Genomic DNA, 16,568 nt, shown 5'->3' on the forward strand with positions numbered 1-16,568 from the left:
AGCGGCCAGCAGGCCAGCGGTAACCGGGCAAGCATTCCTGTGTCCGTTAGCCGGCCCCAAATACAAACGGGGCTGCATGATGCAGCCCCGTTTGTCAGCAAGGGTAGCCTGGTATTGGTTCAGTAATCGTCCTTGTCGAACCGCCGCGCCTCACGCTGCAACTGGTACACGAAACTTTCGACCTTGCGTTGCGCCTGGCCGCTGAGGTTATGGAAGCGCACGCCGGCGAAGGTGGTATTGATCCGCTCCTCATAATGCAGGTGGCGCAGCTCGACCATGGTATCGACCAGGCCCAGCGGGTTGCCTGCCTTGAAGCGCTCGTACACCTGGCCAAGTTGCAGGCGATCCTCGACATTGCCGTCGAAGCGCAGTTTGCAGCCGGTGGCAGAAATATCCAGCAGCTTGCCGCGCAGGGCGCCATTGCCCTTGAGGTGGGCGCCATCGAGGATGATGTCGACCAGCTGCGACAGTTTCAGGGCTGCGCGGAAAGCGTTGCGGCGTTGGTGATAGGTCATTTCCAGGGGCATGGCGCCCCGGTAGCAGCGGTGGCCATCGACCTCGCTGATCCGCAGCGCGTGGTTGCACTCCCAGGCAATGCGCACGCCATCGTGAAAACCTTCGACGCGGAAGTGCTCGCCGTTCTCGATGTATTTCTCGCCGTCGCGGGGGATCATTTCGTCCAGCGCCAGGGTATTGCTCTCACGGTCCACATGCACCACATAGCTCTGGAAGCGCTGGCTGCGGTCAGGGAAGGTGATGATCAGAGGGTCATGGCTTTCCTGCAGCTGCCGCAAGTTGGCCGCAATCTCCAAAGGGGTGTTCAGTACCTTTGGCGGCTGCGGGGCATCGGATTCATTGAACACGGCTTTATGTTTCTCCAGGCAAAAGCGACACACGCAATTAACGGCATTTTGCCAGTATGTTCCGTGCCTTGATAGAAAAAATCAAACCTGGCTGAGCGCCCGTGGCTTGACCAGCGGCGAAGTGCTGCCGCGGCTGTCGTAGAGCGACGGAGAGTCGCCCCCCATGAGAATGCGGATCTGGTTGTTGGTGACGTTTTGCTGCACCTGGATGATCCGCCCGTTGGTCTCGTTGAGTTGCTGGCAAGCTTGCATCAACTGGCTGATGACGTCGAGTTGCTGCAGCAGCAGTTCACCGTTCGGTGATTGTGCCGCCACCGCCTCCACCCCGGCGCGATTGGCGCTCAGGCCCAGGCTGGTGAGCAGGTTGTTGCGCCGCGTACCTTGCTGCTCCAGCAGCACGATCAAGGACTGCTTGCGGGCGAGGATGGTTTCCAGCAACGCCATGTCGCGCCCATGCAGTGCCACGGCCTCCTTCTGCAAAAGGTCGAGCAGTTCCTGCATCGGTGCGATGTCATCTTCGATCAGTTGCAGCAAGGTGGTGTCGTGCATGGCTAACTCTTGGCTTTTCTAGCGTCCGTGAAGTCAGCGCGCCGAACGGTCAGCGCTGGGCTTCGAAATCGAGCAGTTTACTGGCGACCCGGCCGGCATCGACCTGGTAGCTGCCGTCGGCGATCGCCTGTTTCAACTGGGCCACACGGGCGCTGTTGACCACCGGCTCGTCGCGCAGCTTGTCGCTGATCTTCTGCAACTGCTGTGCCTCCTGGCTGAGGTGTACCGCTTCTCCGCTGGCGCTGGTAGTGGCTTCCTGGCTGGCTGCCGGTTTTTCGGCGCTGCCGGATGCGCTGTTGCCGCGCACGCCGCCCGTGACGGACGGAGAATTATTTACACGACTGAAGTCGATGACCATGATCAGAAACCTCTGGGTATTTGGACGCTTGCCTTGTTTTCGGCCAACCCGAAAGAAACTTTAGGCACAAATGCGTAGCCGCCTGTCGGCAAGCTTGCGAACCCATTTTCTGACACAGTTTAGGAGCAGCGGTTCCTCACCGCCAGCGCAATGTCGGCTGGCTACATACTCACCTCGACCTGGCCAGGGCCGGTGACCCTGGCCTTGACTACCCGCTTGGAATTGAGGTTACGCACCCGGATCTGCTCGCTCAGGCCGCCCTTGCTCAGCGCTTCACCGGGCATGCGTACGCTCAGGCTGCCGCTGCGGGCAATGATCACCACGTGGTCGCCCTTGCGCACCACTTCGGCCTGTTCCAGGTGTTGCGGGGTGAGCACCTGGTCGATCACCGTGGGGCGCAGCATCTTCATACCGACTGCCTGGTCCAGCTCGGTCAGGAAGCCTTGCCCCAGCGTGCCGACATCGCGTTCGCGCAGGGCCACGTCGCCTTCGCTCACCACGTTGTCGCGCTTCAGCGGGCGGGTCGCTACCACGACTTCGCGGAACAGCCGCACGCTGGCTGGTACGAACACGGTCCATGGCGCTGCACTGTCGCAACGCACCTTCACTGTAACGCGGCCCAGCGGTTGCGCCGGGCTCTCCAGCGAGGCGTCCAGCGGCTGGCTGCACAGCGGCATGCGCAAGCGCGGGTCCAGCGGGTTGACCTGGATTTCGTAGCGGCCGGCGGTCTGGGTGGTGGCCAGGTAATCTTCGACGCTGAATTCAAGAAACCCTTGGGTGACACCGATAAGCTGTTCAGGCAAGGTAAACGCGTCCGCTACCGTGCGAACGCCAGGCATCAGCAGGCACAGCACGGCCAGCGAGCCAGTCAGCAGGCGCGTCAATCGTCGGGAAAATGTCGTTTTCGTGTACATGACGCTCAAAAAAGCAAAGCCCGTGCCGACTTCCTTGGTGAGTGGCAACGAAAGGCTTAAAGGTAGAGGAGACTGGCATGGCAGGTGTTATGGATTCGGTCAACCAGCGCACGCAGCTGGTCGGGCAGAACCGCCTGGAATTGCTGCTGTTCCGCCTCAATGGCGAACAGCTTTACGGCATCAACGTGTTCAAGGTCAGGGAAGTGCTGCAATGCCCTGCGCTGACCCTGCTGCCCAGGGCGCACCCGGTGGTGCGCGGCGTTGCCAATATTCGCGGGGCGACCATCCCGATCCTCGACCTGTCGATGGCCACCGGGCTGCGGCCGCTGCAGGAAGACACGCGCAACAGCTTCGTGATCATCACCGAGTACAACACCAAGACCCAGGGCTTCCTGGTGCATTCGGTGGAACGTATCGTCAACATGAACTGGGAAGAAATCCACCCGCCACCCAAGGGCACCGGCCGCGATCACTACCTGACCGCAGTCACCAGGGTGGACAACCGCATGGTCGAGATCATCGACGTGGAGAAGGTGCTGGCCGAAGTGGCGCCATCGTCCGAGTCGGTGTCGGCCGGGGTAGTCGATGCCGAGGTGCAGGACAAGGCCGTGCTGCTGCGGGTGCTCACCGTCGACGACTCGTCGGTGGCGCGCAAGCAGGTCAGCCGCTGCCTGCAGACGGTAGGGGTAGAGGTGGTGGCGCTCAATGATGGTCGTCAGGCCCTGAACTACCTGCGTCAGCTGGTGGATGAAGGCAAGAAGCCGGAGGAAGAGTTCCTGATGATGATCTCGGACATTGAAATGCCGGAAATGGATGGCTACACGCTGACCGCGGAAATACGCAGTGACCCACGCATGCAAAAGCTGCATATCTGCCTGCATACTTCGCTTTCCGGGGTGTTCAACCAGGCGATGGTGAAGAAGGTCGGGGCTGATGACTTCCTGGCCAAGTTCAAGCCGGACGACTTGGCCCAGCGGGTGGTCGACCGGATCAAGGCAGCACATTGAAAGCGCCGGGGGCAGCCCTCCGGCACCAGTGATTGAAAAAGAGGCGGCAGAAGTGTCTACGGGTAATTTGGATTTCGAACAGTTCCGGGGCTTCCTGGAGAAAGCCTGTGGCATCCTGCTGGGGGATAACAAGCAGTACCTGGTTTCCAGCCGTCTCAACAAGCTGATGGAACAACAGGGCATCAAGAGCCTGGGCGAGCTGGTGCAGCGCATCCAGGCCCAGCCGCGAGGTGGCTTGCGCGAGCAGGTGGTGGATGCCATGACCACCAACGAGACCCTGTGGTTTCGCGACACCTACCCGTTCGAAGTGCTGAAGAACAAGGTGATTCCGGAGTTCATCCGCAACAACCCCGGCCAGCGCCTGCGCATGTGGTCGGCGGCTTGTTCCTCGGGGCAGGAGCCGTATTCCATCTCGATGGCCATCGACGAGTTCGAGCGCAGCAACCTGGGCCAGCTGAAGATGGGCGCGCAGATCGTCGCCACCGACTTGTCCGGCAGCATGCTGACCAACTGCAAGACGGGCGAGTACGACAGCCTGGCGATTGCCCGCGGGTTGTCCCCGGAGCGCCTGCAGCGTTACTTCGACAGCAAGGGGCCCGGGCGCTGGGCGGTCAAGCCGGCGATTCGCAGCCGTGTCGAGTTCCGCTCGTTCAACCTGCTCGACAGCTATGCCAGCCTGGGCAAGTTCGACGTGGTGTTCTGCCGTAACGTGCTGATCTACTTCTCGGCGCAGGTCAAGAAGGACATCCTGATGCGCATTCATGCCACCCTGAAGCCGGGTGGCTACCTGTTCCTTGGCGCTTCCGAGGCGCTGAACGGCCTGCCGGACCATTACCAGATGGTGCAGTGCAGCCCGGGGATCATCTACCAGGCCAAGTAGGCACGAAAGGCCGGCAGCGAAAGTTGCCGGCTTTTTTGTTTGTCTGCTCCGGCCTCTTCGCGGGCGCGCCGGCGAGAAGGCCGGAGCAGCAAATGCTGACGTCAATTTTTTGTTTTGCCGCTTTTGCCGCCTGGCAATTGCCGCTTTCGCCGCTCCGGGCGGAAGGCCTTTGCCGCTTTTCTGGCATCACTCTGACAGCACTTCACCCTGGAAGCCCGTATTTGCAGGCTTTCAGTTGGTTGGCACAGCCCTTGCTATAGCTTGGCCAACGATATTCCGGTCAACCTTCGAAGGTTTCCCCGACATGAGCATCAGTTTCGACAAGGCGCTTGGCATCCATGAAAAGGCCCTGGGCTTCCGCGCCCAGCGCGCCGAAGTGCTGGCCAACAACATCGCCAACGCCGACACGCCCAACTACAGGGCGCGTGACATGGACTTCGCCTCGGTGCTCGCCGCCGAAAGCGACAAGCAGCAGAGCGGCCGATTCAGTCTCGACCGCACCAACAGCCGGCACATCGAGGCTGAAGGCCTGGCCATGGCGGACGATACCCTGAAGTACCGCACGCCCCTGCAGCCGTCGATCGACCAGAACACCGTGGACGCGCAGATCGAGCAATCGAACTACACCGAAAACGCGGTCGGCTTCCAGGCCAGCTTCACTTTGCTCAACAGTAAATTCAAAGGGCTGGTATCGGCCCTGCGGGGAGAATGACCATGTCCCTTTCCAGTGTCTTCAACATTGCCGGTAGCGGCATGAGTGCGCAGAACACGCGCCTGAACACCGTAGCTTCGAACATTGCCAACGCCGAGACCGTGTCTTCGAGTATCGAGCAGACCTACCGCGCTCGCCACCCGGTGTTCGCCACTACCTTCCAGGATGCCCAGGCCGGCAGCAGCCAGTCGCTGTTCGAAGACCAGGGCGAAGCCGGGCAAGGCGTGCAGGTAAAAGGCATCGTCGAGGACCAGAGCAACCTCGAAGCCCGCTACGAGCCGAACCACCCGGCGGCGAACAAGGACGGCTATGTCTACTACCCGAACGTCAACGTGGTCGAGGAAATGGCCGACATGATTTCCGCCAGCCGGGCGTTCCAGACCAACGCCGAGCTGATGAACACGGCCAAGAGCATGATGCAGAAAGTCCTGACCCTTGGTCAGTGATAAGGAAACCAGACCATGGCAATTGATACTACCGGCGTGAACCTCAACGAAGTGCTCGCGGCGTCGGGTGTGGGGACCAACACCAAAAAGACTGCGGACACCGCGTCCAAGACCGGCACTGACTCGCTCGGCAAGGATGCATTCCTGCAGTTGCTGGTGACCCAGATGCAGCACCAGAACCCGCTGGACCCACAGGACAACGGTGAATTCGTCGCGCAGCTGGCACAGTTCAGCAGCCTGGAAGGGATCACCTCGCTGAACGAATCGGTCAGTTCCATCACCAGCGCCATGGCCTCGTCCCAGGCGCTGCAGGCGTCGTCGCTGGTCGGCCGCTCGGTGGTGGTGCAGAACGACAAGGCTATCGTCGATACCAGCGAAAGCTTCAACGCACAGTTCGTGGTGCCGCAAGCCATCGGCGAAGCGAAGATCACCATCAAGGACAAGGACGGCAACACCGTCAAGACCATCGAACTGGGTGAGCAGAAGGCTGGTTACGCCGACTTCATCTGGGACGGTACCAACAATAGCGGCGCGAAAGTCGACCCGGGTACCTACACCTTCACCGCCAGCACCACGGTGGATGGCAAGGCGGTGCAGATGAACACGCTGTTGCCGGCCAAGGTGACCAGCGTCAGCTTCAGTTCGGCCGGCGAAATGGTGCTCAACCTCGCTGGTGTTGGCAAAGTTTCCCTCTCCGACGTGCAAACCATCGGTATCTAAGGCCCGCTAGTGCGGCAAAAGGAGCGAATTCATGTCTTTCAATATCGGCCTTAGCGGTCTGTACGCAGCAAACAAGCAGCTGGATGTCACCGGCAACAACATTGCCAACGTCAATACCAACGGTTTCAAGTCGTCGCGCGCCGAGTTCGCCGATGTCTATGCCGGCTCCAACCGCCTGGGCGTGGGCAAGAACCAGGTGGGTAATGGTGTGCGCCTGGCGGCCGTTTCCCAGCAGTTCACCCAGGGCGACGTGAACACCACGGGCAACGTGCTGGACATGGGGATCCAGGGGCAGGGCTTCTTCGTGCTGTCCGATAACGGCTCGCGTGTCTATACCCGCGCCGGGGCATTCCAGGCCAGCAAGGACAACTTCGTGGTTACCGCGGACGGCCTGCGCCTGCAAGGCTATGCCGCAGATTCGACCGGCAAGATCCAGAAGGGCGTGCTGACCGATCTGCAAATCGATACCTCGGCACTGCAGCCCAGGGCCACTTCCCTGATCGACCAGGGCATCAACCTGAATTCTTCGGCTGCCGACATCCCGCTGGAAGTCGACGATGGTACCGGTGCGATGGTGCCGAACCTGCCGTTCGACCCTTCTGACCAGAAGACCTACAGCAAGTCGTTCCCGACCAAGGTGTACGACAGCCAGGGTAACGAGCACACCATGGAGCAGTTCTATCGCAAGACCGGCACCAATGAATGGACCATGTATACCCTGGTTGACGGGCGCAACCCGTTCGACCCGTCCTCCACTGCACCGCTGACCGGCACCATCAGCTTCAACAGCGATGGCTCGGTCAAGGGCATGACGGCTGACAACACCGGTCACCCGGCGGGCTCGTCCTTCACCGTTACAAACAACACCTTCACCATGACTGGTTGGGTGCCTGCGGTGGAAGACTCGGCGGGTAACTGGATCGCCAATGGTGCCGCAGGCAATGCCGACGGCATGCGCCTGTCGATGAACAGCACCACCTCGTACAACACCGAGACCGCGCGCATGTCGCAGTCCCAGGATGGTTATGCGACTGGCATCCTGTCGAGCCTGAGCATCGACTCGACCGGCGTACTGTTCGCCAGCTTCAGCAACCAGCAGTCGCGTGCCATTGGCCAGGTTGCGCTGGCCAGCTTCGCCAACGAGCAGGGTCTGCAGCAGATCGGCGGTACCCGCTGGACCGAGACCTACACCTCCGGCATTCCGGGCATCGATGCGCCGAAGACCGGTACCCTGGGCAGCGTCGAGTCCAACTCGCTGGAAGCCTCCAACGTCAACCTGACCCAGGAACTGGTCGAGCTGATCAAGGCGCAGAGCAATTACCAGGCGAACGCCAAGACCATCTCCACCGAAAGCACCATCATGCAGACCATCATCCAGATGACCTGATGGTCGCTGGCTGAGCGTGTCAGGACGAACCCCTTTGTCGTGAAGGGGTTCGTCGTTTTTGCAGGGGGCATCATGAAAAAACTGCTTGTCGCACTGGTTGCTGCAGCGTGCCTGTACCAGGCCCAGGCCGGGACCGCGCCGTGGTGGCGCTGGGAAAGCCAGGTGGATGGGCGCCTGGTCTGTTCGCAATGGCCGCCGGGGGAGGGCTGGAAAAAATTCGCCGGACCCTTCACCAATGGTGCTTGCCGCGAGCCTTGACTGGCTGGCCGGCCTCTTCGCGGGTGTGCCCGCGAAGACGTTGCTGCGGATTGCCGCCTTCGGCAACCCGGCGCCGGATAACCGGCGTCCGCGCTTTGGCAAACCCCCGCAAAAGCCCGTATTCCCGGGCTTTTCAACGATTTCAGAAAGTTGGTTCGGAACTTGCTTTAGAGCCTGTACAGCAACGGCGAGCGGCAAACGGTCGCCAGTGCAGCGGAGGATGACTGTGGACAAGATGCTTTACGTGGCCATGACCGGCGCCAGCCAGAACGCGCTGGCGCAGAAGGCCCATGCCAACAACCTGGCGAACATTTCCACCAACGGTTTTCAGCGTGACCTGGAGCAGGCACGCTCGATGCCGGTGTTCGGCGACAGCTTTCCGGCGCGGGCCTTCGCCATGACCGAGCGCCCGGCCACCGACTTCAGCGAAGGCCCGATGATCGAAACCGGGCGCGACCTGGACGTGACGGTGACCGGCAAAGGTTTCATTGCCGTGCAGGCACCCGATGGCAGCGAAGCCTATGTGCGTACCGGCAGCCTGAACATCGACGCCCTGGGTGTGCTGCGTGCCGGCAACGGCATGCCTGTGATCGGTAATGGCGGCCCCATCGCCATTCCGCCAGAGCAGAAGGTTGAAGTCGGCGCCGACGGCACCATCAGCATCCGCTCCATGGGTGAAGACCCGCGGGTGATGGCCGAGGTCGACCGTATCAAGCTGGTCAACCCGGACAGCAAAGGCCTGACCAAGGGCCTGGACGGGCTGATCCACACCAAGGATGGCCAGCCAGCCGCCGCCGACGTCAATGTGCGGGTGGTGTCAGGCTTCCTGGAGGGCAGCAACGTCAACGCCGTGGAAGAAATGACCTCGGTGCTGGCGCTGTCCCGTCAATTCGAACTGCACGTCAAGATGATGAACGCGGCCAAGGAAGGCGACGAAGCCATGGCGCGTGTTTTGCAAATCGGCTAATCACTTTTGAACGGGTGCCGTAAAACAGGCGCACGAGGAGAACTTACATGCTTCCGGCTCTTTGGGTCGCAAAAACCGGCCTGTCCGCCCAGGACACCAACCTGACGGTCATCTCCAACAACCTGGCCAACGTCTCGACCACCGGCTTCAAGCGTGATCGCGCCGAGTTCCAGGACTTGCTGTACCAGATCAAGCGCCAGCCAGGTGCGCAATCCACCCAGGACAGCGAACTGCCTTCCGGGCTGCAGGTCGGTACCGGTGTGCGCATCGTCGGCACGCAGAAGAACTTCCAGACCGGCAGCTTGCAGACCACGGAAAACCCGCTGGACATGGCGGTCAACGGCCGTGGCTTCTTCCAGGTGTTGCAGCCCGATGGCACGGTTTCGTATACCCGTGACGGTACTTTCCACCTGAACTCCGATGGCCAGATCGTCACCGCCCAGGGTTTTGCCCTGGAGCCTGCGATCGTGGTGCCGAATGACGCCCAGACCTTCACCGTCGGCCAGGACGGCACCGTGTCGATCACCACCGCCGGCAACCCGGCAGCGCAGGTGATCGGCAATATCCAGACCGCCGATTTCATCAACCCGGCCGGCCTGCAGGCGATTGGCGACAACCTGTTCCTGGAGACCGCAGCCAGTGGCGCGCCGCAAGTCGGCACCCCGGGCCTCAACGGTTTCGGTACCACGCTGCAACAGACCCTGGAGAACTCCAACGTCAGCACCGTGGAAGAACTGGTGAACATGATCACCACCCAGCGTGCCTACGAGATGAACTCCAAGGTCATCTCCACCGCCGACCAGATGCTGTCGTTCGTTACCCAGCAGCTCTAAGCCCTAGTGCAGGTTCCACTCCCGTTACACCGTGAGGTAAGTGTCATGAAGCGTTTGTTGTCTGTGTTCGCCCTGGGGGGGGCGGTCGTGCTGGCAGGTTGCGTCGCGCCGACGCCCAAGCCGAACGACCCGTATTATGCGCCGGTCCTGCCGCGCACCCCGCTGCCGGCTGCAGCCAACAACGGTTCGATCTACCAGGCCGGTTTCGAGCAGAGCCTGTACACCGACCGCAAGGCGTTCCGCGTGGGTGACATCATCACCATCACCCTCAACGAGCGCACTTCGGCGAGCAAGAACGCAGGGTCGCAGATCCAGAAGAACAGCAACGCCAACATCGGCCTTACCTCGTTGTTCGGCAGCACGCCGAACACCAATAACCCGTTTGGCGGTGGCGACCTGTCGCTGGAAGCCGGCTATAACGGCGAGCGCACCACCAAAGGCGACAGCAAGGCCACCCAGGGCAACACCCTGACCGGCTCCATCACCGTGACCGTGGCCGAGGTGCTGCCCAATGGCATCGTCGCCGTGCGCGGCGAAAAGTGGATGACCCTGAACACCGGCGAGGAGCTGGTGCGTATCGCCGGCCTGATCCGTGCGGACGATATCGCTACCGACAACACCGTACCGTCCACCCGCGTGGCCGATGCGCGCATCACTTATTCGGGCACCGGCTCGTTCGCCGATGCCAGCCAGCCCGGTTGGCTGGATCGCTTCTTCATGAGCCCGCTTTGGCCCTTCTGAGTACGGATGAACATGTTCAACGTAAGGCAGCTGATTGCCGCGACCCTGCTCCTGTCCTGCGCGTTCGGTGCCCAAGCCGAGCGCCTCAAGGACATCGCCAGCATTTCTGGCGTGCGTTCCAACCAGTTGATCGGCTATGGCTTGGTGGTGGGGCTCAACGGCACGGGTGACCAGACTACCCAGACGCCGTTCACCCTGCAGACCTTCAACAACATGCTGTCGCAGTTCGGCATCAAGGTCCCGGCCGGCTCCGGCAACGTGCAGCTGAAGAACGTCGCGGCGGTGTCGGTGCATGCCGACTTGCCAGCGTTCGCCAAGCCGGGCCAGGTGGTGGACATTACCGTGTCCTCCATCGGTAACTCCAAGAGCCTGCGCGGCGGCAGCCTGCTGATGACCCCGCTCAAGGGTATCGACGGTAACGTCTATGCGATCGCCCAGGGTAACCTGGTGGTCGGTGGCTTCGACGCCGAAGGCCGTGACGGTTCCAAGATCACCGTCAACGTTCCGTCGGCCGGGCGCATTCCCGGTGGCGCCACCGTCGAACGGGCGGTGCCGAGCGGCTTCAACCAAGGCAACAGCCTGACCCTGAACCTCAACCGCCCGGACTTCACCACTGCCAAGCGCATTGTCGACAAGGTCAACGACCTGCTTGGCCCTGGCGTGGCCCAGGCCGTGGACGGCGGCTCGGTGCGGGTCACCGCGCCGATGGACCCGAGCCAGCGCGTCGACTACCTGTCGATCCTGGAAAACCTCGAGATCGACCCAGGCCAGGCCGTGGCCAAGGTCATCATCAACTCGCGTACCGGCACCATCGTCATCGGCCAGAACGTCAAGGTTTCGCCGGCGGCGGTGACCCACGGCAGCCTGACCGTGACCATCACCGAAGACCCGATCGTCAGCCAGCCGGGGCCGTTCTCCAATGGCCAGACCGCTGTGGTGCCGCGTTCTCGGGTCAATGCCGAGCAGGAAGCCAAGCCGATGTTCAAGTTCGGCCCGGGCACCACGCTGGATGAAATCGTCCGCGCGGTTAACCAGGTAGGGGCTGCGCCCAGCGACCTGATGGCGATTCTCGAAGCCCTGAAACAGGCCGGCGCCTTGCAGGCCGACCTGATCGTGATCTGAGGACGGCGCGGATGAACAGTAAAAGCCTGGTTTCCGGCAGCGCCGACAGTGGTGCCTATACCGACCTCAACCGCCTGAGTTCGCTCAAGCACGGCGACCGCGACAGCGACGCCAACGTGCGCAAGGTGGCCCAGGAATTCGAGTCGCTGTTCATCAGCGAAATGCTCAAGGCTTCGCGCAAGGCCAGTGACGTGCTGGCCGACGACAACCCGATGAACACCGAGACGGTGAAGCAGTACCGTGACATGTACGACCAGCAGCTGGCCGTAAGCATGTCTCGTGAAGGCGGCGGTATCGGGCTGCAGGACGTGCTGGTGCGCCAGCTCTCCAAGAACAAGAGCGCGCCGGCCAACACCAGCCCGTTCCCGCGCATCGAGGGCAGCGCCCCGGCGCTGTGGGGCAGCAGGGTGGCCGAGCCGGTGCATGCCACCCAGGCGACCGCCAGTCGCAACGACGTGGCCGCGCTCAATTCACGGCGTCTGGCGCTGCCGAGCAGGCTTACCGATCGCCTGCTGGCTGGCATCGTGCCGTCGGCCGCCAGCGCCAACAGCGCTGCCGTGCCGGCGCGTGACGGCCAGCAGGTGGCCGAGACCTTTGCCGTGCCGGACAACGGCCTGCGCATCCTCGGGCGTGCGGTGGCGCAGCCCCCATTGGCACCGAAAAAGGCCTTCGCCGACAGCGACGAATTCATAGCCACCATGCTGCCGATGGCCGAACAAGCAGCCAGGCGCATTGGTATCGACCCGCGCTATCTGGTGGCGCAGGCGGCGCTGGAAACCGGCTGGGGCAAATCGGTCATGCGCAACAGCGATGGCAGCAGCAGCCACAACCTGTTCGGCATCAAGGCCAGCGGCAACTGGGAAGGCGACTCGGCGCGGGCGATCACCAGCGAGTTCCGCGATGGCCAGTTCGTCAAGGAAACGGCGGCGTTCCGTTCCTACGACTCCTACCAGGACAGCTTCCACGACCTGGTCAGCCTGTTGCAGAACAATGCCCGCTATCAAGATGCGGTGAAATCTGCCGATAACCCAGAACAATTCGCGCGCGAACTGCAGAAGGCCGGGTACGCCACCGACCCGAACTACGCCAGCAAGATCTCGCAGATCGCAAAACAGATGAAGTCGTACGAGCACTACGCAATGCTCGGTACTGCAACGAAACTTTAAGGGCATGGAACCATGGCGAGTCTGATCAACATTGGTATGTCGGGGCTTGGCGCCGCGCAATCGGGGATGTACACCCTCGGTAACAACATTGCCAACGCCGATGTCGAAAGCTACTCACGCCAGCAGAATGTGCAGAAGACCAAGGGCGGGCAGCAAGTCGGCCAGGTCTTCATCGGTACCGGCACCACGCTGGCCGATGTGCGCCGGGTATACAACGCATTTCTGGAAAACCAGCTGCGCAGCACCACTTCGTTGAGCAGCGATGCTTCTTCGTACCTGAACCAGATCACGCCGCTGGATACCGCCCTGTCCAGCAGCGATACCGGCATCACCGCTGCGCTGCAAAGCTTCTTCGGTGCCCTGCAGGATGCCTCGGCCAAGCCGACCGAGGACGCCTCGCGACAACTGCTGCTGACCAGCGCGCAGTCGCTGGCCAAGCGTTTCAACACCCTGTCGGCACAGTTCAACCAGCAGAACAGCGACATCAACGCCAACATGACGTCGCTCGCCGATCAGGTGAACAACCTGACCAAGAGCATTGCAGACCTCAACGACCAGATTTCTCGCGTCACGTCCATCTCCGGCCAGCCCAACGACCTGCTCGACCAGCGCGATGGCGCTGTGCGCCAGCTGAGCAAACTGATCGGTGCCGATGTGGTGGAGCGCGACGGCAATTACGATGTCTACCTGAAGAATGGCCAGGCCCTGGTCCTCGGCAAGACCACCCAGACCTTGGGCGTTGAGCCGAGCGCGACCGACCCGACACGGATGAGCCTGATCCTCAACCGTGGCTCGACCAAGATGGACATCACCGGCACCACCAGCGGTGGCGAGCTGGGTGGCCTGATCCGCTACCGCAAGGAAACCCTCGATCCCGCCCTCAACGAGCTGGGCCGCGTGGCCCTGGTGGTGGCGGATGCAATCAACAGCCAACTGGCCCAGGGTATCGACAAGAACGGTAGCTTCGGCGCTACCCTGTTCGGCGACATCAACAGCGCTGCGGCCATCAGCCAGCGCAGTATTGCCAAGGCTGGCAACAGCGCCGGCTCCGGCAACCTTGACGTGACCATCAAGGACACCGGCAAACTGTCCACCAGCGATTACCAGGTGACCTTCACCAGCGCCACTGGCTACAGCGTGCGCAAGTTGCCGGAAGGCACCGACATGGGCAGCTTCGACCTCGGCGACACGCCGCCGCCGGTCATCGACGGCTTCACCCTGTCGCTCAACGGTGGCGGCCTGAGTGCCGGCGACAGCTTCAAGATCACCCCGACCCGCAACGCTGCGGCGGGCATCGACACCGTGCTCACCGACCCCAAGCGCCTGGCCCTGGCCGCGCCGCTGACTGCCACCAGCGGGGCGGGTAACAAGGGCACCGGCGTGATTACCCAGCCGACCCTGACCTCGGAAATGGACATCTACGACGCTACCCAGCGCTCGCAGCTGCAGACCGGGTTGAAGTATTCGACCCCGGTCAAGCTGGTGTTCGGTGACGAAGGCACATCGCCGCAGGCCTATACCCTGTACGACGCCAAGGGCAACAGCATCGGCAGCGGTACGATCATCCCCGGCCAGGAAAACAAGCTGCAGTTGTCGGTGCCGATGGTCGATGGCAGCGGCAATTCGCTGGGCGCCAGCTTCAACTTCGAGATGAGTGTTTCCGGCGCCCCGAAAAACGGTGACAGCTACACCGTAGCGCTGACTGGCGCGGGCTCGGCGGACAACCGCAATGGCCAGTCGGTACTCGACCTGCAGACCAAGTCCACGGTGGAGGTCGGTGCCAACGGCAAGGGCATAAGCTTCACCGATGCCTACGCCAAGCTGGTGTCCAACGTCGGCGGCAAGGCTGGCCAGGCACAGATGGACAGTGATGCCACCTCGGCGTTGCATACCTCTGCACTGGACAGCCGCAACGGCCTGTCGGGAGTGTCGGTCGACGAAGAGACCGGCAACCTGATCAAGTTCCAGCAGTACTACACCGCGTCGTCGCAGATCATCAAGGCGGCCCAGGAAACCTTCGCCACCCTGATCAACAGTCTTTAAGGAGCCGTAGATCGTGAGCGTACGCATCTCCACTTCGCAGTTCTACAACACCAACCAGGCCAACTACCAGCGCAACTTCTCCAACGCGGTGAAGACCCAGCAGGAAGCCTCCGATGGCATTCGCGTGCGTTCGGCCAAGGACGACCCGGTTGGCGCAGCTCGCCTGCTGCAGCTGGAGCAACAGCAGAACCTGCTGAAGCAATACTCGGGCAACATCACCAGCGTGCGCAACGCGCTGGGCACTGCCGAAAGTACACTGAACTCGATCGGTACCATCCTGCAGCGGGTCAACGAGTTGGCGGTAAGCTCTGGCAACGGCTCGATGACCGACGCCGATCGCAAGGCCAATGCCGACGAACTCGCCTCGCTCGAAGACCAGCTGTTCACCCTGATGAATAGCAGGGACGAGAATGGCAAGTACATCTTCTCCGGTTCCAAAGGCGATACGCCGCCCTACGTGCGCAATGCAGATGGCACCTACAGCTACCAGGGCGACCAGGGCAAGCTGAACCTGCAGGTTGGCGACATGCTCACCCTGGCAGCCAACGAGACAGGCTACGACGCCTTCGAGCAGGCGCTCAATACCAGCCGCAGCCAGACGACGCTGACTGCGCCAGCCACCGATGATGGCCGGGTCAGCCTGTCCAACGGCCAGGTGTCGGGCAGCGCGACTTACAATGACCGGTTCCGTGGCGGCGAGCCGTACACGATCGAGTTCATCAGCAGCACTGAATACAAGATCACTGACGCCAACAACAATGACGTCACGCTCGAAGCCAGCCAGGGCGGCAAGTTCGACCCCAACGGCGACAACACCACCATCAGTTTCCGTGGCGTCGACCTGCGTCTGGACATTACTTTCCAGGATGGCGACAAGGGTAACGAAGACGCAGTCATCGCCGGTCACACCTTCACCCTGGGCTCCCGTGCGGATGAAGTGTCCGGGACCCGCAGCCCGGGCAACAGCTCTTCCGAGCAGGTTACCGGCGCGACGATCACCGATCAGGCTGCCTACGATGCGGCATTTCCTTCCGGTGGTGCGGTACTCAAGTTCACCGGCACCAATAGCTTCGAGCTGTATGCGGCACCCGTGACTGCCGATAGCCGGCCGGTGGCCTCCGGTGTCCTCGGTGGGGCAGGTGGTACCACTGCGACAGCGGCGGGTGTCAGCTTCGAGTTGTCGGGCGCGCCGAGCGCCGGAGATTCGTTCGCGATCAAGGTCGACACCCATCAGACCCAGAATGTGCTGGATACCATCGGCAAGCTGCGCGCCGCGCTGAACAGCCCGGTGGATGGCGACCCGGTGGCCCGCCAGCAGTTTCGGGCTTCCCTGGATGCGGCCATCGGCAACATTGCCAGTGCCACCAATCAGGTGTCGGCGTCGGTCAGCGCCATTGGTGGCCGTGGCCAGGCACTGGACGTGCAGTCCGAAACCAACGAAGCGCTGAGTACCGAAAATGCCAAGACACAGAGTTCGATTCGCGAAAGCGACCCGGCCGAGGTGATGCTGCGCCTGCAGATGCAGACCAACATGCTGCAGGCTTCGTTGCAGGCCTATGCCAAGGTCGCCGGGCTGTCCTTGGTCAATTACATCTGATACCT

At 61.9% G+C, this 16,568-nt stretch carries 18 protein-coding genes; 14 read left to right on the plus strand and 4 right to left on the minus strand.

Going from position 1 to position 16,568, the window contains the following annotated elements:
• Positions 1-119: 119 nt before the first annotated feature.
• The 4 genes from ACVWZT_RS16190 to flgA form a co-directional block, all read right to left on the minus strand.
• Positions 120-863: a flagellar brake protein gene (locus tag ACVWZT_RS16190; protein WP_296231611.1), complete on the minus strand. Its 744-nt coding sequence runs from the start codon at positions 861-863 to the stop codon at positions 120-122.
• 81 nt (positions 864-944) lie between these two features.
• Complete coding sequence (locus ACVWZT_RS16195; protein ID WP_289130962.1) at positions 945-1,412, minus strand: flagella synthesis protein FlgN; 468 nt, start codon at positions 1,410-1,412, stop codon at positions 945-947.
• Positions 1,413-1,461: 49 nt separating this feature from the next.
• Positions 1,462-1,770 carry a flagellar biosynthesis anti-sigma factor FlgM gene (gene flgM, locus ACVWZT_RS16200; protein WP_225778710.1) on the minus strand — a complete coding sequence of 103 codons (309 nt, stop codon included), beginning with the start codon at positions 1,768-1,770 and terminating at the stop codon, positions 1,462-1,464.
• Positions 1,771-1,931: 161 nt separating this feature from the next.
• Positions 1,932-2,684: a flagellar basal body P-ring formation chaperone FlgA gene (flgA, locus tag ACVWZT_RS16205; protein ID WP_457470263.1), complete on the minus strand. Its 753-nt coding sequence runs from the start codon at positions 2,682-2,684 to the stop codon at positions 1,932-1,934.
• A 77-nt stretch (positions 2,685-2,761) separates the two neighbouring features.
• On the opposite strand from flgA, the gene ACVWZT_RS16210 reads away from it, so the two are divergent.
• The 14 genes from ACVWZT_RS16210 to ACVWZT_RS16275 all read left to right on the plus strand — a co-directional run bounded on the left by ACVWZT_RS16210 (position 2,762) and on the right by ACVWZT_RS16275 (position 16,563).
• On the plus strand, positions 2,762-3,691 hold the full coding sequence (locus ACVWZT_RS16210) for a chemotaxis protein CheV (RefSeq protein WP_225778708.1): 930 nt from the start codon (positions 2,762-2,764) through the stop codon (positions 3,689-3,691).
• Between the two features lie 52 nt (positions 3,692-3,743).
• Positions 3,744-4,571, plus strand: coding sequence for a protein-glutamate O-methyltransferase CheR (gene cheR, locus ACVWZT_RS16215; RefSeq protein ID WP_296231608.1), 828 nt, complete (start codon positions 3,744-3,746; stop codon positions 4,569-4,571).
• 304 nt (positions 4,572-4,875) lie between these two features.
• Positions 4,876-5,283: a flagellar basal body rod protein FlgB gene (gene flgB / locus ACVWZT_RS16220; RefSeq protein WP_457470266.1), complete on the plus strand. Its 408-nt coding sequence runs from the start codon at positions 4,876-4,878 to the stop codon at positions 5,281-5,283.
• 2 nt (positions 5,284-5,285) lie between these two features.
• Positions 5,286-5,729 carry a flagellar basal body rod protein FlgC gene (gene flgC / locus ACVWZT_RS16225; protein ID WP_296231607.1) on the plus strand — a complete coding sequence of 148 codons (444 nt, stop codon included), beginning with the start codon at positions 5,286-5,288 and terminating at the stop codon, positions 5,727-5,729.
• 15 nt (positions 5,730-5,744) lie between these two features.
• Positions 5,745-6,449 (plus strand): flagellar hook assembly protein FlgD, encoded by a 705-nt coding sequence (flgD, locus tag ACVWZT_RS16230; RefSeq protein WP_457470268.1) that lies wholly within the window; start codon positions 5,745-5,747, stop codon positions 6,447-6,449.
• Between the two features lie 31 nt (positions 6,450-6,480).
• Positions 6,481-7,836: a flagellar hook protein FlgE gene (gene flgE, locus ACVWZT_RS16235; RefSeq protein ID WP_296231605.1), complete on the plus strand. Its 1,356-nt coding sequence runs from the start codon at positions 6,481-6,483 to the stop codon at positions 7,834-7,836.
• A gap of 72 nt (positions 7,837-7,908) precedes the next feature.
• Entirely contained in the window at positions 7,909-8,094 is a 186-nt protein-coding gene (locus ACVWZT_RS16240; protein WP_289130957.1) for a hypothetical protein, read from the plus strand.
• A 226-nt stretch (positions 8,095-8,320) separates the two neighbouring features.
• A complete protein-coding gene (locus ACVWZT_RS16245; protein WP_296231604.1) occupies positions 8,321-9,061 on the plus strand; it encodes a flagellar basal body rod protein FlgF in 741 nt (246 codons plus the stop codon).
• A 47-nt stretch (positions 9,062-9,108) separates the two neighbouring features.
• Positions 9,109-9,894: a flagellar basal-body rod protein FlgG gene (gene flgG / locus ACVWZT_RS16250; protein WP_170031158.1), complete on the plus strand. Its 786-nt coding sequence runs from the start codon at positions 9,109-9,111 to the stop codon at positions 9,892-9,894.
• 45 nt (positions 9,895-9,939) lie between these two features.
• Positions 9,940-10,635 carry a flagellar basal body L-ring protein FlgH gene (gene flgH / locus ACVWZT_RS16255; RefSeq protein WP_289130956.1) on the plus strand — a complete coding sequence of 232 codons (696 nt, stop codon included), beginning with the start codon at positions 9,940-9,942 and terminating at the stop codon, positions 10,633-10,635.
• A 12-nt stretch (positions 10,636-10,647) separates the two neighbouring features.
• Positions 10,648-11,757 carry a flagellar basal body P-ring protein FlgI gene (locus ACVWZT_RS16260; protein ID WP_296231599.1) on the plus strand — a complete coding sequence of 370 codons (1,110 nt, stop codon included), beginning with the start codon at positions 10,648-10,650 and terminating at the stop codon, positions 11,755-11,757.
• A gap of 11 nt (positions 11,758-11,768) precedes the next feature.
• Positions 11,769-12,923 carry a flagellar assembly peptidoglycan hydrolase FlgJ gene (gene flgJ / locus ACVWZT_RS16265; protein ID WP_457470270.1) on the plus strand — a complete coding sequence of 385 codons (1,155 nt, stop codon included), beginning with the start codon at positions 11,769-11,771 and terminating at the stop codon, positions 12,921-12,923.
• A gap of 12 nt (positions 12,924-12,935) precedes the next feature.
• Positions 12,936-14,966, plus strand: coding sequence for a flagellar hook-associated protein FlgK (flgK, locus tag ACVWZT_RS16270; RefSeq protein ID WP_457470271.1), 2,031 nt, complete (start codon positions 12,936-12,938; stop codon positions 14,964-14,966).
• A 13-nt stretch (positions 14,967-14,979) separates the two neighbouring features.
• Positions 14,980-16,563 (plus strand): flagellar hook-associated protein 3, encoded by a 1,584-nt coding sequence (locus ACVWZT_RS16275; protein ID WP_296231593.1) that lies wholly within the window; start codon positions 14,980-14,982, stop codon positions 16,561-16,563.
• Positions 16,564-16,568 lie beyond the last annotated feature (5 nt).

The sequence above is a fragment of the Pseudomonas sp. TE21394 genome (genome assembly GCF_054057835.1).

Excerpts from the sequence above, each read along its gene's own strand:
- ACVWZT_RS16195 (WP_289130962.1), bottom strand. The coding sequence starts at position 1,412 with ATGCACGACACCACCTTGCTGCAACTGATCGAAGATGACATCGCACCG.
- flgM (WP_225778710.1), bottom strand. The coding sequence starts at position 1,770 with ATGGTCATCGACTTCAGTCGTGTAAATAATTCTCCGTCCGTCACGGGC.
- flgA (WP_457470263.1), bottom strand. The coding sequence starts at position 2,684 with ATGTACACGAAAACGACATTTTCCCGACGATTGACGCGCCTGCTGACT.
- ACVWZT_RS16210 (WP_225778708.1), top strand. The coding sequence starts at position 2,762 with ATGGCAGGTGTTATGGATTCGGTCAACCAGCGCACGCAGCTGGTCGGG.
- flgB (WP_457470266.1), top strand. The coding sequence starts at position 4,876 with ATGAGCATCAGTTTCGACAAGGCGCTTGGCATCCATGAAAAGGCCCTG.
- flgC (WP_296231607.1), top strand. The coding sequence starts at position 5,286 with ATGTCCCTTTCCAGTGTCTTCAACATTGCCGGTAGCGGCATGAGTGCG.
- flgD (WP_457470268.1), top strand. The coding sequence starts at position 5,745 with ATGGCAATTGATACTACCGGCGTGAACCTCAACGAAGTGCTCGCGGCG.
- flgE (WP_296231605.1), top strand. The coding sequence starts at position 6,481 with ATGTCTTTCAATATCGGCCTTAGCGGTCTGTACGCAGCAAACAAGCAG.
- ACVWZT_RS16240 (WP_289130957.1), top strand. The coding sequence starts at position 7,909 with ATGAAAAAACTGCTTGTCGCACTGGTTGCTGCAGCGTGCCTGTACCAG.
- flgG (WP_170031158.1), top strand. The coding sequence starts at position 9,109 with ATGCTTCCGGCTCTTTGGGTCGCAAAAACCGGCCTGTCCGCCCAGGAC.
- flgH (WP_289130956.1), top strand. The coding sequence starts at position 9,940 with ATGAAGCGTTTGTTGTCTGTGTTCGCCCTGGGGGGGGCGGTCGTGCTG.
- ACVWZT_RS16260 (WP_296231599.1), top strand. The coding sequence starts at position 10,648 with ATGTTCAACGTAAGGCAGCTGATTGCCGCGACCCTGCTCCTGTCCTGC.
- flgJ (WP_457470270.1), top strand. The coding sequence starts at position 11,769 with ATGAACAGTAAAAGCCTGGTTTCCGGCAGCGCCGACAGTGGTGCCTAT.
- flgK (WP_457470271.1), top strand. The coding sequence starts at position 12,936 with ATGGCGAGTCTGATCAACATTGGTATGTCGGGGCTTGGCGCCGCGCAA.